Origin of the sequence: Cupriavidus basilensis (genome assembly GCF_029335485.1) — a bacterium.
GTDB classification, from domain to species: Bacteria; Pseudomonadota; Gammaproteobacteria; order Burkholderiales; family Burkholderiaceae; genus Cupriavidus; species Cupriavidus basilensis_E.
Map to the genome: position 1 here is coordinate 1 of NZ_JARJLM010000336.1, position 14962 is coordinate 14962.

The 14962-nt window shown below is 57.6% G+C and carries 14 protein-coding genes and 1 pseudogene; 6 read left to right on the plus strand and 9 right to left on the minus strand.

Features of this window, described 5'->3' with window-relative positions; translation table 11 throughout:
- Positions 1-366 precede the first annotated feature (366 nt).
- A complete protein-coding gene (locus P3W85_RS19800; protein WP_276266054.1) occupies positions 367-885 on the minus strand; it encodes a tripartite tricarboxylate transporter substrate-binding protein in 519 nt (172 codons plus the stop codon).
- 752 nt (positions 886-1637) lie between these two features.
- Between P3W85_RS19800 and P3W85_RS19805 the strand changes: the two genes are divergently transcribed.
- Together P3W85_RS19805 and P3W85_RS19810 are read left to right on the plus strand one after the other, a co-directional pair.
- Positions 1638-2060, plus strand: coding sequence for a hypothetical protein (locus tag P3W85_RS19805; protein WP_276266055.1), 423 nt, complete (start codon positions 1638-1640; stop codon positions 2058-2060).
- Positions 2057-3448 (plus strand): hypothetical protein, encoded by a 1392-nt coding sequence (locus P3W85_RS19810; RefSeq protein WP_276266056.1) that lies wholly within the window; start codon positions 2057-2059, stop codon positions 3446-3448. Before P3W85_RS19805 ends, P3W85_RS19810 begins: the two co-directional genes overlap by 4 nt.
- Before the next feature lie 68 nt (positions 3449-3516).
- Here P3W85_RS19810 and P3W85_RS19815 read toward each other — a convergent pair.
- The 5 genes and pseudogenes from P3W85_RS19815 to P3W85_RS19825 all read right to left on the minus strand — a co-directional run.
- Positions 3517-4032: pseudogene (locus P3W85_RS19815) on the minus strand (IS630 family transposase); the annotation flags it as partial.
- Positions 4022-4381, minus strand: a complete 360-nt coding sequence (locus P3W85_RS19820; protein ID WP_276266057.1) for an SGNH hydrolase domain-containing protein — start codon at positions 4379-4381, stop codon at positions 4022-4024. The pseudogene P3W85_RS19815 and the gene P3W85_RS19820, both read right to left, overlap by 11 nt.
- Positions 4320-4841 (minus strand): SGNH hydrolase domain-containing protein, encoded by a 522-nt coding sequence (locus tag P3W85_RS45560; RefSeq protein ID WP_430869578.1) that lies wholly within the window; start codon positions 4839-4841, stop codon positions 4320-4322. Before P3W85_RS45560 ends, P3W85_RS19820 begins: the two co-directional genes overlap by 62 nt.
- Positions 4784-6103, minus strand: coding sequence for an acyltransferase family protein (locus tag P3W85_RS45565; RefSeq protein WP_430869579.1), 1320 nt, complete (start codon positions 6101-6103; stop codon positions 4784-4786). Before P3W85_RS45565 ends, P3W85_RS45560 begins: the two co-directional genes overlap by 58 nt.
- Positions 6104-6251: 148 nt before the next feature.
- A complete protein-coding gene (locus tag P3W85_RS19825; RefSeq protein WP_276266058.1) occupies positions 6252-7394 on the minus strand; it encodes a fibronectin type III domain-containing protein in 1143 nt (380 codons plus the stop codon).
- A gap of 509 nt (positions 7395-7903) precedes the next feature.
- On the opposite strand from P3W85_RS19825, the gene P3W85_RS19830 reads away from it, so the two are divergent.
- The 4 genes from P3W85_RS19830 to P3W85_RS45570 all read left to right on the plus strand — a co-directional run bounded on the left by P3W85_RS19830 (position 7904) and on the right by P3W85_RS45570 (position 10339).
- On the plus strand, positions 7904-8347 hold the full coding sequence (locus P3W85_RS19830; RefSeq protein ID WP_276266059.1) for a hypothetical protein: 444 nt from the start codon (positions 7904-7906) through the stop codon (positions 8345-8347).
- Positions 8348-8707: 360 nt separating this feature from the next.
- On the plus strand, positions 8708-9748 hold the full coding sequence (locus P3W85_RS19835; protein ID WP_276266060.1) for a helix-turn-helix transcriptional regulator: 1041 nt from the start codon (positions 8708-8710) through the stop codon (positions 9746-9748).
- Between the two features lie 233 nt (positions 9749-9981).
- On the plus strand, positions 9982-10140 hold the full coding sequence (locus P3W85_RS19840) for a hypothetical protein (protein ID WP_276266061.1): 159 nt from the start codon (positions 9982-9984) through the stop codon (positions 10138-10140).
- Positions 10141-10159: 19 nt separating this feature from the next.
- Entirely contained in the window at positions 10160-10339 is a 180-nt protein-coding gene (locus P3W85_RS45570; protein ID WP_430869580.1) for an H-NS histone family protein, read from the plus strand.
- Positions 10340-10743: 404 nt separating this feature from the next.
- Here the strand turns inward: P3W85_RS45570 and P3W85_RS19850 are convergent, their stop codons facing one another.
- From P3W85_RS19850 to P3W85_RS19860, 3 genes are all read right to left on the minus strand, one after another.
- Positions 10744-11781 (minus strand): fatty acid desaturase, encoded by a 1038-nt coding sequence (locus P3W85_RS19850; protein ID WP_276266062.1) that lies wholly within the window; start codon positions 11779-11781, stop codon positions 10744-10746.
- 49 nt (positions 11782-11830) lie between these two features.
- Positions 11831-13201: an aminotransferase class I/II-fold pyridoxal phosphate-dependent enzyme gene (locus P3W85_RS19855; protein WP_276266063.1), complete on the minus strand. Its 1371-nt coding sequence runs from the start codon at positions 13199-13201 to the stop codon at positions 11831-11833.
- A 271-nt stretch (positions 13202-13472) separates the two neighbouring features.
- The gene (locus tag P3W85_RS19860; protein ID WP_276266064.1) at positions 13473-14591 is read right to left on the minus strand and encodes a helix-turn-helix transcriptional regulator; all 1119 of its coding nucleotides are present in this window, start codon (positions 14589-14591) and stop codon (positions 13473-13475) included.
- Positions 14592-14962: the final 371 nt, after the last annotated feature.

The following is a 14962-nucleotide window of genomic DNA, read 5'->3' on the forward strand; positions in this document are numbered from 1 at the left end:
CTGCAGTTTCCATCACAACCGTACGGATGCGATTCTCGCGATCTACAGCAAACTGGGCAAAACTGGGTTGTAGTCGGCAATCCACGTTTCCGAAGATCCTTGGCAGCCTGCGTTCCCCTGGCTGGAAACAACCAGAGTGCAGTTGGGCCGCGCAGTGCTCCTTCAGGACCGGCCGGTTACTTGTGCTTGGTCTTGACGTCTTTAGAAGACGCCATCGAGGTAGCGTCAAGCATTGGGCCATCGAAGTGGCCCAACTCACCGGATCCAGTTGTTCGCCTTCGCAAAACTATCGACTTCCGCCTTCAGGTGTCGGGCAGCATCGCTCGGCGTGCCGGCTGTAACCTCCACACCTCGCTTTGCTAGTTGCTATCGAACAGTAGGCGTCTTCAGCACATCGTTGACAGCCACATTGAGCTTCTGCACTACAGCTGCGGACGTACCAGCTGGTGCGGCAAGCGCTAGCCAAGAACTCGCTTCGTAGCCCGACGCCTCCACTTCACGCATGGTTGGTATATTTGGTCGGTAGCTCGAGCGCTTCACGCCGGTCTGAGCCAGGGCACGCATTTTTCCGGAAGTAACGTAGGGTCTCACCAAGGAGATCGTATCTACCATTGTGTCGGTCTGCCCGTCCAGGAGCTCCGTAAGCGCAGGAGCGCTACCGCGATAAGGAACATGTTTGATGTCAATGCTCGTGCCTTCTTGAATGTCTCCATCGCTAGATGGTGGCCCACCGCCATTGCCGGATGCTCCATAGAACAGCTTTCTAGGGCTCTTCTTCGCGGCAGTAAAAAGATCGTTCACACTATTGACGCTAGACTCTGAATCGTGATCGGCGTCATCAGTTTTGATGATGTGGCAGGACGGCCCCGGGGATATGTTTTCCATACACCCTTCCGACTTTCGGCCGGAGGATGCATGGCTCTTTGCGTTTCATCATCAGATTTGATGATGACCACGCCGGCACCGCCTGCCATATTATTCCTAGGCCTGCCTTGCTCCGACGAAGGATGCCGCCGCATACCAACAGCACCATGGAAAGGAAATCATCGTGAATGCCCACAGTTATACCTTACTCACTGCCGCCGCCAGCGCTCCGTCTGCCACTCCGTTTCGGCTGGTTGCTAATGCTTGATTCTCAGAGAGCGTTTCCTCTTCATAGTGGACCTTTTGGCTACATGCTGCGACATCGAGAAGCCCATTTGACAACTCAATGTCATGCGTGTCCCTAAGAATTTGCGCGATATATTCGAGGTTATGTCCATTCTGCCTTCTGGTCGGAAATCCCGTACCTGCGATCATCAGAAATCCACCACAGCGCCTTTGGCTATGCGTTATGTCCTCATCCATGTCTCATCAATGTTGTCGAGTCAAAACTTGGATACCTGTACGAAAGCTTAGGCATCCATGGTTGGCGTCGACCATAGATTGCGATGCCTCTAGACTGAATTGGTCGGTTCAAAAGGGGGGCTATGAAAAGGTCGTTTGCTAGTTTAGTTACCGCAATATCCCTGGTATCCGCGTGTGGAGGCAGCAACGATTCAGCGCCATCTTCGTCTGCGGGAGGAGAAGGTGACCAACCGACTGTAACGCCGACTGCGGAAACCAACGCGTCATTTGTGTTGACGGGCGACGGGACCGTGATCTCCGGTATCGCAGTGCCACCACCACCAGCGGACAGAGAGGTCAATGCAACCTCCGCTGGTATAGACAAGAACGGGAACGGCGTACGGGACGACGTCGAGCGACTGCTTGCAACCGCATACGGTGCCGATGCAAAAGCATTCGCGGGCGCCATGAAGATGGCTGCGCGGATGCAGACGATTCTTGCTCCGACGTCGATCGACCGTGACACGGTTCAAGCGATCGTCGTCGCTGGCGTGAACGATGCCCGTTGCAATACAGATGCAAACTTCAAAGGCAATTTGCTAGCGGCGTCTCGTGCGAACCAGGTTGTCATGGCCGCAGCACTCAACACCGTAGAGCGGGTAGCGTTGTATCAGGCCCGCCTTTCCCTTGCTTCTGCAGTGGTGCCGATTGACGTTCAGAAGGCCTGCTCATGAAAAGAAACTGTGTGGCTTTGCGACGCTGGATAGCGTCTCTGCTCTGCGCCATCCTCGCGGTGCCGACCTGGGCCGCGCCTATCAGTGGCAGCCAGATCCCTAACTGCCCGGCGAGTGGGTACTCCATTTACTTCGTTAATGGAATAAACAATGATCCGATAGATGCAGCCTACTCCGCGGTTAGCATGGAGAGGCTTGTACTTACCAAAGCCATGGATAAAGAAACCATCGGAAAAATCGTAAAAAGGCAGATCATATACAACCCCACTGATGGTATTTTCTGGGATTTGTCAGAATCTGCCAGGCAACTTATCGTTGGTGGCGTAGCTAACGGGTCGGCCTACTTCATTGCTGCGTGGGCTGGACTCTTTGGAGGTCTGGCTCTACCGATTCCTGGGCTGGACGGCGTCCTAACGAAACTCGTTAATTCCATCAACGCAACCGTCACGGCATCTCTCAGTGCTGTCGCTGTAAAAAAGGTGGTTGACGATGCAGTGCCTCAAATCGCCGCAGATCTCAATGCGAATCAGGCAGTGATAGTCGTCGCTCATTCCCAGGGAAACTTGTTTGTCAATGAGATCTACAGCGCACTTACACAGATAGTCTCCGCACAAAAACTGAGCGCACTGAAAATCGTCAACGTAGCGCCGCCGACTGATTCGCATATCAGCGGCCTTTACGTGATGAACAGGACCGACTTACTCAACCGCATCACCGCGAGTCCTCCGACTTACACCGCAGTCGGATACGGCGGTGGCCTGATTGAACTAGCCCCTTTTAACATAGCGAAGTTCGACGACTGGATGGGTCATGCGTTCATCGCCACGTACCTATCCTCCGTGGACGGAACTGATGGGTCCACTCTTAAAGGGCAAGTTGTCTCGTTGCTCCAGCGAGCCTTTACAGGGGCTGCGCAAGGAGTCTGCGGGGGGTGTAGCGAAACGGACCTAACGGAGCCAGGGAATTCCGGACGAATAGCTAGTTCGGTGCACGTGAAGGTATGCGACCGGGTGATTAAGGTTGGTGAGAGATTGATCCTATCGGATATAATGACTATCACGCCTGGCCCAGTTGGTCCACAGGCACTTATCTCTTACGTCAGCCCACAAAATGGACTAACGGGCGCCGTCGGACCGGTGGCTACTTCAATAGGGTCTGTGTATATTGCCCGCTCTTTTGGAGCTGTTTCGTGCGACTACGAGGGACAGCAGGGAGCGCAATCTGACTCTCAGCTCTCGTTCTCTGCTACGCAGCCTGGACGCTATTCGATATCCGCTCTTCTGACCGGCCAGTTCTCGAATGGGTCGACGGCTTGCAATCACGGCATCTACAGCAATCACGGCATCCACACCTTTTCAATTGGGCCAACGATCACCGTGGTTCCATAAGACGCCAACGGGGCGGTGCGCGTCGAGCTAGTGGGCCGCAATGTTTGAATTTGAGGTAATTCGGTAACGTTTGAATTGGAAGTAACTCGCCGAGAAGGATCGAAGTATTTCCATTTCACAGGTTTCGGCTGATTGTTGTGGCGGATATAGCGCATGAGATCTGTCACCGAGGTGAAGACGCCGCGAGAAACGACATCACGCTCAATCTTGGCGAACCACAGCTCCACCTGATCTAGCCAGGACGAGTACGTTGGAGTGAAATGCATGTGCACGTTGGTGTGTTCGGCCAGAATCGCATCGACCTGCTTGGTCTTGTGGGCAGAGAGGTTATCGGCGATGACATGTATCTTTTTACAGTGGGGTTGATTGGCCACAATGCCAGTCAGGAAGGGGACGAATTCTGCCGAAGTGTGCCGCACTGCCGTCTTGCCAAGCACTTCGCCCGTCCTCGTGTTGAACGCCGCATACAGCGGCAACACCGGGTCTTTGCGATCCAACGCCTGAATCGCGGCCTTTTCGTCGACGCAGAACACGACCGCGTGCGCCAGTGGATTCAAGTACAACCCAATTACGTCAGCCGCCTTGGCAGGTCTCGCTTCCGCCCTGCCCGAGGTGGCCGGTATCGTTGTGACGATATAGGGCGACGCCGAACAACTCCGACTTGCACCTACCACCATCACAAGGAACGTCGTAGGTGTCGACAATTGAAATGCTTGGGAACTTCTGCTTCAAGTCACTGAGCAGCCGCTCGGCCACCACGTGGTCCTTCTGCGCACGTGTTTCCGCATAGGTGCAATGGCCGTCCATCCCTATCCCATATAGCGGATTCGAGATGCAGTTCTCAAGCTCGGCCGGCACGATCGGTACGTCGTCAAGCAGCACCACGCGCTTCCCCGCTGCAAGCAGCTTGGCAAGGATGTCCTGGAAGTACATATCGCCTGGCAAGAACCATGGGTATTGGGTGACGTGGCACCTGGACGCCCACGTAGCCTTGCCATACGGCCGCCATGATGACCTGGACGATCTCCGGATGGGCAAGCAGGTAGCTGAAGACCGCTTCGTTGTGTCGCAAGCACTCCTCGCTATGCGTCTGGAATGCCGGATTGCCGGCTCGCGCGGGTCCCTGCTCAATCGGCGGGCACATGGATAGGGTCACGTCATGAATTGAGAGTCCGAACTCCTTGCCAAGCTGGTCGATGAAAGGGGCGAGATGGTACGCATGCGAATCTCCCCAGTAGATCGCCGTGGGCGATGCAGCAGTCCGCCCGAGCCGACAAGTAGACGGGTCAGTCAACTCGACTTTATTCCAACAGGCGTCTGCGCGCTTGCCTTGAATCACGGTGTGCCCCGTTTGCTCGTAGCTAGCGCGGAGGTCCTTCGAGTAGAACTCCACAAAATAGTCCGTCGCTTTCGCGGTCGGGAGCAGGCTCCCAAAGGCGCATATGGGCGCGAAAAATAGCACCAGGACAGTCTTTCGATTCGTCCGGTTCCACCGACGTATCGGCTCCTCAATCCATTGGTGAGTCGCAATGGCCAGGCCGGACCGGCTAACGTCCAGGTATCGGACGTCAAATAGAACCTGCGTAGTGCGAACAGAATCGGGCAATGCCAAAGATAGAGCGTGTACGAGAGCTTCCCAGCATAGACTGCTGTGGGATTCGTCAGCAGTTTCTCGACCGTGCTTGTACGCTCTCCGACTTCGATGACCAAGGCCGCACCAAGGCAACGGGGCAAGGCGTAGAGCCCCGGCATCGGCGTATTGGCCTCAAATCCAGCGACGCACCAAACGATGATCGCCAGGCCACACAGGAGCAGCGCGTTTGCGATCGTGGCCGTAACACGCGCCAAGCATCGCCGCCCTCCGACGGTCAACAGAACACCAATCAGAAACTCGAACGCGCGGGAATGCAGCATGTAGTGGGAACGCGAATCGACGATATCAACGGCGTTTTGGGAGTATACGAGCGCAGTCGTAAATAAACACACCAAAATTCCGAAGCACGCTGGCGCACTAGCACGTCTCAATGCTACGAAAAGTAGTGGAAATGCAAAATAGAACTGCTCTTCCACCGATAGCGACCAGGTGCGTAAGAGCCGCTTGCTTATCGGCGGTCGGATCGAAGTAACCGGTCTGTTTTGCGAGAAAAATTTTGAATAGAGAATGCTGACAAAGAGACTGTTCTTGAGGACATCGTAAGCGTCTTCCGGAAACAGGAACGCCAACGCGAACGCCACCGTCACGCCGAGCATACAGTACAAAGCCGGCACCAACCGACCGAGCCGGCGGGAATAGAAGGCCGCGAGAGAGAATGCGCCAGTGTGCTGTTCGCGAGCAATTGCGCCCGTCACAACGAATCCCGAGATTACGAAAAACACGTCGACGTCAATGTACCCGTCTGCGAACCCTGCGATTCTTGCGTGGCAAAGAATCACTGCAAGAACGGCCAGGGCACGAAGCCCATCAATCTCTGGGCGGTAGTGGCATCGTTTTTGTCTCTTGTAGGCGTTGCCATGTGTGTGCCGGAAAGAAGAATCGGAGATGAAGCGGCAGATTAGCTTTGCGAATCTTTGCGAAAGCGGAAGGTCACGGCGAGCAGCGAGTGAACATGTCGCCAGCGCTTTCTGGCGGACATGGAAGTCGCGGTGCCGTGGCAATGCCTGATAGCGGTCGAGACGCCAATGACATTGAGCTTGTGAAAATGATCGACGTAGTCGTCAATCGTCGATGTTGGACGTCCACTTGGTTCAGCTGTAATGGATTCCCCCGCAGCCTACATGCTCAAGAAGCGGGTCTCGCTGTGCACTATCTGACCGATGGCGTTACAGAGATCCCCTCCACTCTATATAAATCGCCAGGTGTTAGGCCAGTGAGAAACACAGTATGGGTCGTGGCTAGTGTCGAATCCACCGCAGTGTTGAAATCTTCACCGATGAAGGTATCGATATAACGTCCCTGGGTGGTCGCGGGGTGGTTGGTGTTCCATTGCAGCGTCGCTGTTGTCGGTGAGGTGGGTGTCACGGTCATTGCGGAGATTGTCATCGGGGTGGTCGAACCCGTGTACGCCGGGCCGGTCACCGTCAGCCCGTCTATCATACAGATGGGGGTTGCCGAGAAGGTGGACGCGGTGGGCACGAAGGCGAGGTCAGCCGAATTCGCTGTGACGGCGATAGCGCCGGTGAGCGCCCATGTCCAGCTGCTGCACAACGCAGTCACGTCTTCGGAGGTCTTCCCGTCATGGAAAATCTGAGCATGGAGGGTGGCCGCAATGCCCAGATCGGGTGCGGCAAGTGGCCGAAAAGCGAAGGAGTACGTGGCCGCCTGGGTCACCAGTACGGTGGCACTTGAGGCGCTCGTCAGTGGATCGGGGCCGGCTGCGGTCACACTGAACAGGTTCTGATAGATACCCGGGGCCGTCAGAGGACAGGTCGTCAGTGTCGATGCAATGGTCACTTGCGTTCCGCCGCTCGAGGTCGAGACTGACAGCAGATTCGCACCGCCAGCGGACGAAGGCGTGGACCAGTTCCAGCCATGGAAGTCGGCCGTGACATCGACGCCGTCGCTGCGCATGATCTTTGCCTTCACGGTGACCGGAAGGTCGCCGGCCACTACGGCGTTGCTCAGCGAAAGCACAACATTGTAGGCATAGCTCGGTAGCGCGGTCGCGGCAATCTGACCGGTCAGAACGGTGCCATCCGGCGCCCTGGCGCTCACTGTGACTGTGGCGCCCTGGGCGGTTGTCCGGGATGTGTTGAGCGCTGTGAGCGTCGCCATCTCTCCGGCGAACGTCAGCCTGATTGCAGCGCGATTGTCGACATTCCATTCCCAACCCGTCGCGAATGCGGTGACATCGATACCATCGCTGCGTACGAGATGGGCGGCAACTGCCGCGGGGCGATTGGATTGAAGCGTTAGGGTCGGATTGGCGAGCCGGAGCGAATAGGTCAAGTTCGCTGCCGCCACGACGGTCAAATCTGCCGATTGGCTTAACGTGGTGCCGTCAGGCGCCGTCGCATTGGCGTTAACGTGACCGTGCCGGGCGCGACGCCTCTCACACTTACCAGGCCCGGGATTTGGGGGTTCGGCAGGACCGTCGCGGTTGTCTTGCTGCTGCTTGACCACTGGATGGCAGGGGACTCTACCTGCCGTCCTTTGTTGTCCACGAGGGAGGCGACGAACGCAATGTCGGACCCTGCGGCTACCTGTCCAACCGTCGGGGTCAACGTCATCCGATAGGAAACTGCTGCGTCCGGTGCAACCGAGCTGGTAACGCCGCTGCTGCTTTTCTCATCGCTGCCGCCACCGCAGCCGCCCAGCGCTAAAGCGAAGACGAGTATCCAGGCAAATCGACGGCTCATTTCGGCATCCCTCTTTCTGTCGCCAGCTATGTTTTGAGTAAAGTCTTTCACAATCACTGCGGCCTTTCACCGTCTTGTTCATGTTGCATTGCTCTGAATATGCACGCCACGCCGAGTGTCGTCATCATCAAATTTAGTGACGACTTTTCGATTGATTCAGGACATACCAATTTCGAGTGGGACTATCCGGACAGCAGCGGCGATGAGTTGTCGGTAGTTTTCACCCAGGGCGGAAGACGCGTCACGACACTTATCGCACTCACCGCCAACAAGCTCTACGACCTGGCGCGCATTGGCAACATGGGCACGCCGCTCGATGTGCTCGCGCTGCTCTGGCAGGGCCTGAGTGACAAGATGCGCGTGATGATCGCGCACACGGGCTCACGTACAAGAACGGGCTCGCCGAGGACACCCTCCACTGATTCGGGTCAATTTCGCGCAGCGCACAGCGCTCTCTTTGCGGCAAACGGCAGTGGCAGGAACTACGCTTCGCAAGCGGACGTTGCCCGAGAAGAGCGAGCGGGAGGTCGGAGAGCTGCGTAGTTGCTCGGCGACGCTCCTGCGTTTCCTTTGTGAAGGCCGCACGGCTATCTGAGCCCATAGCGATTGAAGCGACTTCTCCTCATCTCCAAAGATCGCCCTGACACCGTCGGTCGTGCCTTCACAACGCAAGCAGGTGCGTGCTAACCCCACAAAGGTAGGGCCTCCGCTGTAATCAATTCTGATGACACGTCACGTCTGCTAGGCTGTGTTTCAACCGCCAGGGAGGAACCGGCTTAGCCGGAAACAGAGCGGGACAAGCCCGGCAATGATGATCGGGCGAATAGAGGATAGATCTGATTATGAGATTTTGACGTGACTTATGCGTTGTGTTTGGGCCGTGCGTTGGAAGCAGTTGAGGGCATGTCCGATGCGACCCCACCATGGGAGCACATTCTCGGGACTGCACGTGACTTAATCGGCGCAGATAGTGGGTCTCTAATTATGATGGATGGATGTGGCAGCCTGCTGAATCTGAACCATGTCGACATCCCGACTTCGACCCTCGACGACTACGCACAGCACTTTCATAAGCTCGATGTTGTAGCCGATGCCGCCATTGGCTTAAGTGCAGGCACATGGCTGGATAGCAACGAGCTCCTATCTCAATCGAAGCTGCAGCGCACCGAGTTCTACGGAGACTACCTTCATAAGCACGGCCAGGCACAGATTCTGGCTCTCATCGTCGAACAGAATCCGGACCGGCGGACAGCCTTCAGCTTCCAACGCTCGACCGTTGCCCCTGGTGCGAGAGAAAAGCTCACCCAAGGTGATATCGGTGTCTATGTCCGGACATTTCAAGCTGCGCTTGAACGTAGAAGCCAATCAATGGCGATGAATCTCCAAATGGTTGAGGACACATTCACCTCATTAGGAGAGGCGACATGCCTTGTTTCCGTAGCCGGCGTGGTACTGCGAGCCTCACCATTGGCCCGCGCGATTCTCGACAATCGTAGTGGTCTATGCACTAAGCGGGGGAGACTCTGGCATCCCGCCCGAGTCATCTTCGATCAGTTGTCGAAGAAGCTCGGGGATACGCTGCGAACGGGACAGCGGACAAAGTTGATTGTCTCCCTCGCGTGGGGCGAGACAATGAGCCTGGACATCACGCCCGCTAGCCCTCATATCCGACTGTCGAACGAACCGCTCGCGTTAATACGACTTCGTCGTAACAGCGCGATGGGCGAAGCGGATACAGTCGCCCTTATCTCCATTTTCGATATCACCAATGCGGAGGCGAAGGTCCTCGCGGGCCTTGTCGCCGGTGTAACACCTGCCGGGTTCGCGACCATGAACGGTGTATCCGAAAATACGGTGAGAAAGCAAATTGCCAACCTGAAGACTAAGATGCGATGCAATCGAGTCGTGGACTTGGTGAAGCTGGCGCTGCTGGCGCAACGCTGAGAGTTTCGCTTCGATCTATTGCTACGCTGGCCCTGTGTCCCGGCGCATGACGCCGAAATTCCGTCAATTCCACCGCCGGGATTTGGAGCGTCACGCTCGTCAAGCAGATCAAGAAGTTTCTCTCGGCCTGTGCCAGCTCGCTGTGCCTGGCGAACCTTAGCGGCGCAACGCGAAGCCGCTGGCACGCACTGGCTGCGGCACACGCACATTTACGCATGCGCTGGCGGCCGGGGGTGCTGCTGGAGCTGGTGCAGCAGAATGGCGGCCACGCCTCGCACGATACCACCCGCCGTTACGTGACCACCGAGGCAGCGCGGCGCATGGAGGCGATGCGGGCGGTGTGGAGTCCCGGAAAAGGCGATTGTGCGGCCCAAATCGTTGCACCTTTCTGACTCCCAAAGCGTTATACCTATGTCTCTGGAGATCGAGCCCGCCGTGGCCATGGTGTGGATCGGTGTGCAGATGGCCAGTCACGGCCTGACCCTGACGGACCTGGAGGCAGCCGGCTGCTTCGCCGAGAAGGCGCCGCCGGCGGGACCCGAGGCGACGCGCACCTACCGCAATGCCGAAGGGCAGAAATGGGACGGGTAGGGCGAAATGCTGGCCTGGTTGCAGCGTGCCGTCAATGCGGGGCAGTCGGCGGAGCATGACCGGGGCGGGGTGACGTTACGCGGCCAACCGGACCAAGAATGCGCCGGCGGCTAAGCCTGACCGCATCGGCGCCGAGGCAGTGCGCCAGCTCAAGCGCTTCCCCCAGGCCGGCGCGAGCGAACTAACTATGGTGGATGCGCGCGGGGGCCACGCGCTGGACTGACGGTCGGTCGGCCCCTTAGCGGGGCACCCGTCGCGGCGCGCGCGGAGCGATGTGCTAGGGGTGCTCGGCAACTACCGCCTCCTAGTCGACCAGAACTACTTGATGGGCAATCTGTGTGGCCTCGATTCTGGCGAGGAGGGCACTCGGTGCGGGTCATTGTGAAGCCGCCGATTTGAGCCTGTCAGGGGAGGCTGCCACCTTCCTTGGATGCTTTGGATGGCATCGCGGAAAGCGGCAATGGGCAGTCTCTGAATTGCAACCAGCGATGAGTCCCAAAGTCGTAGAGTTGACACATACCTAGGATGCGTCGGAAGTGGGAAAGGGACATACGTTCGTAGGTAATGGACGCGCGGTACCGGCTCTCCAACGCAGTCTGCGCCACGACTAGGTGGTACAGCGGAATTCCCTTGTCAACGTGGTGGGCCGTGTGCTGAAAGATGTTGCCAAACAAGACATCCAACCACCGAGGCGGTTGAACGTGGACTGTGCCTTCCACTTGCCCGTGGAAGAAGTCCCACTCCTCCCTTGTTCGCGCCCATCTGACTGACGGATGAGTGTGGTGCTGTAACGTGACAAAGGCCATCACGTAGTTCCAGACGATGAAAGGGATGATCACAACCACAAGTAGATTGGCCGCAGCCGTTCCGGCCGACGAAAAGGCGACCGTCATCCAAACCTGCGCGCATATGAAGGTGACGACAAGCAGGTAGTCAAATACGCCTTGCTGGCGACTGAACTCCCTGAACCCTTCCGGCCGAGCGAGAATTTGACAGCGCCACCACACGTCGACAAGGTAGTAGAGTCCGAAGCCTGGCAGAGAGCGATACACCCGTTGCTCAAAGCGCCGCGCAGGCGATAGGGCGGAATACTGCTCAGGCGAGAACGGGGGGTAGCCAGCGTCCTTGCCAATCAGGCCCGTCCATCCATGGTGGAGCCTATTATGACCTGTTTCCCAAGTGCACAAGGGATGCAGGGCCGGCAAGAGCGCGATCCTCGCACAGATGCGGTTGGCAATCACTCCAGGTAGGAGGGAGCCATGGGCCGCGTCATGGCCGACAACGAATAGCATCCCCGTCGCGAATCCCAGCGCGACGCCGAGAGGCGCTTTCAGCCAGTAAGATTGAAGGTAGAGTGCCGCCGTGAAGACCGCTAGCCAAATGCCAACGGTCACTGCGATGGCCGATAGGCCTCGCACCCATGAGCGCGTGTAGGCGTTCACGGGAATTGCTTTTCGAATGGCAAGGGGGCTGGGTCTGCCGTTTGCCATTCTAGTGTCCGAACACTGTGTCATTGGCGTGCTTCACGGACGCATCAGCAATCTCTGCCGCCAGCTTGCAGTCGAAGGCGCTATGTTCGGACATCACTTGTAGGCGCAATCGTGCTGTATTGAGCGAGACAGCGGGATACTCCACGAGGTTTGTAATTAGTCCGCGTTCTGCCATTACACCACAGGCGAGACGGGCGACCGCGTCAGTGCCCACGTGAACCGGGACAATGGGCGACGGACTGCCGAGCACGATTCTTCCACGGAGTTCTAGCGCTGTGCGAAGCGCGTGGATTGCGTTCATCAGCGCCTTCCGCCGAGTTTCTCCCTCGGAAGACTGGATGATCCTAGTGCTTTTAAGGATCGTCGCAACCTGCACCGGCGATAGTGCATTCGAGAATGTGTTCGGCGAAGCGTAGAACCGGAGGTACTCCTTAACCGCCGGTCGGTTCGATGCCACAAAGCCGCCATTGGATGCGAACGACTTGGAGAAGGAGCCCATCACCAGATCCACTTGGCCAAGCATGCCTTGGATGCCAATCTGGCCTGTCCCGCCTGGTCCCATGCAACCAAGATCGTGTGCAACGTCAACGAGCAGGACGGCGTCATACTCGGCGGCCAAAGCCTGCATTGCGCGGATGTCCGGCGAGTCAGAGTTCATCGAGAAGACGCCCTCTGTTACAAGCAGGATGCCGTTCAAACAGTCCTTGGCCCGGATCCGGGTCAGGAGGCGGCGTGCATGTTCAATGTCGAGATGGCGCTGGATATGGACATTCCGGGTCGCGGCCGCCGCGCCTTCAAGCAGGCAATTGTGTGCAAGCTGATCTATCACCACGTGGTCGGTGGGACGGATCAACGCTTTGACCGCGCCGAATCCGGCGGCCCATCCAGTGGGAAACAGGGAGACATACTCCGTGTGAACCAACTCTGCGATAGCGATTTCGAGTTCGGTACTTAGGGCGCAATTCCCGGCCAGCGCGGTTGAACCGGCACTGTGCAGCCCGAATTGGCGGATGGCCTCAATCGCCACCTCGGTGACGCACGAGTGGGTGGACAGATTCAGGTAGTCCTGGGACGAGAAATTCAGACCGGAGATCTCTCTCCCGTCGGCGAGACGAAGTGTGGAAACGGGTCTTGGATTTCCAAGGAGTGTCTTGGCATACGGAAAGCCGCCGAAATCCACCCGCGCCTGCATCCAGGCATGAAATTCGTCTGCTCGTTTGCGAGGGTCTGGCGCCGGGGCATCCAAAAAATCCCTCGTACTGCCGCGTAGGGCGATATCTAGCCGAACGATTCCAGAGTGGCTGCGGCTGGGAGTAGCCAGCGCTTCATCGGGCAGCGCAATAGCGCCGTAACCAATCGATATCTGTTCCACTAGACCTCCTTGTCCTTCTTGAGAGGCGAAGGGGTTCCCTCCTCGCGATGCCTGAGTCTAGCGACGTGTGCGCCGACACACATCATCAAATTTGATGATGCCGCGCACGGCTGTGTGCGGTGGCCACGGCCGGCTGCCGGTGCGTTGGGCCACCTCGATGCCCAGATGCTTGACGCTACCTAGATGGCGTCTTCTACAAGCGCGTCGAGACGAATCACAAGTAACCGGCCGATCCCGAAGGACTGGGGGCGCAATTGCGCTCTGGTTGTTCCTAGCCAGGCGAATGCAGGCTGCCAAGGATCTTCAGAAACGTGGATTGCCGGCTACAGCCCAGTTTGTTGTAGATCGCGCGAATCTGTGTCCGTACGGTTGTGACCGAAATGGCGAGGGACTCGGCGCACTCGGCTGGGGTAAGGTCTTGTCCAAGCAGTTCCGCGAGGCGGTATTCAGCCGCAGTTAGGCCATAGACGCTGCGCAGCAGTTCATATCCGGGATTAACTCCAGTGTCCGCGGCGCGTATCCAGACCATGGCCATGGGGATCTGCCATGGCATAGCGAGCATTCGGTTGGGTGGGACCGGCACAACCCACGCGAACTGGCGGCTCTCATCACTGCCCAATGCCACGGCGACTGCACTCGCCGCCATCAGCCTTCCCGCCGCTTGCCTGATGGCCTTTTGCAGCGCGTCATTATTTTTGGCAGACGTCAGGTAGCCGACTTGAACGCGGAACGGATGGGTGGGATCCCTGAGTATGCCTTCGGCTGGACTGTTGGCAAATAGGACCTTGCCCGCGGCATCACACAGAATCATGCTCGACTGCAACTGGTTGAATGCTTCTTCTAACCAGGAAAGTCGCGTGCGAAGCCCGTCGAGCTCAAAGCGCAGGGTTGCTGCTGTCGTTAGATGGGGGCTGATCTGTGCCAATAGCGCGAGATCGGCGCTGTCGTAGAACGATTGGTCCTTGAGCCGCTGCTGTCCGAAGAAGCCGGCCCCATATGGCGTTGTGGATGCCCGGGTGGCCACCATGCACCCCAAATTGCCCGGGTAGAAGAAGTCCTGATAGAACTCGCTTCTGGCGATAAAGCCGCGCGGCAGATCGCGCTGGTCGTAATACCAGGCGCCATTCGGCAAGTGAGGGATGATGTCCCTTGTGGGATCCAGTGCGTTGTAGCTGGAGTTGTAACGGCTTACCGCTTCCATCGATTCGCTGGAGTGAGAGTCCTCGATCGTGCCGCCGGGAGCGCCATCTGGCCAGAGGATGAAGATCGAGTTAGGACTTCCGGTGAGCGAGGAGAATTTGGCGAGAGCAGCGGAAAACCCTTGGGGGTCCGTTACCCCCTCGTAGAGTGCGGAGATCGTTTCCAGAAGCAGATTCGCATTCGCTTTCATAGCGCCTCCCAGGGTTCCTCGCCGCGTCTGAAGGCCATTGTTCGCTTGCGCTTCGCGCGACTACCCCAAATGCCTGTGGCGGCCGCAAGCCCTCCAAAAGGAGGAAAGTCTGACCTAGTGTTGGTGGTGCTATGCGCCGGCAACTGGACGCTGTAGATTGCCTGGAGGGCACCAGCACGCACTGGCTTCGGCACACGCTTATTTCCCACGCACTGGCGGCCGAGCCGCCACCGAAGTGGTGCAGCAGAACGGCGGCCATGCTTCGCTGGACATCGCCACGCGATACCTGACCTCCTAAGGCGCGCGCCGCTTAGCGGCGATGAAATAATCTTTGAAGCAGGGTTAAAGCCCGACTGAGGATCAAGTCCTCG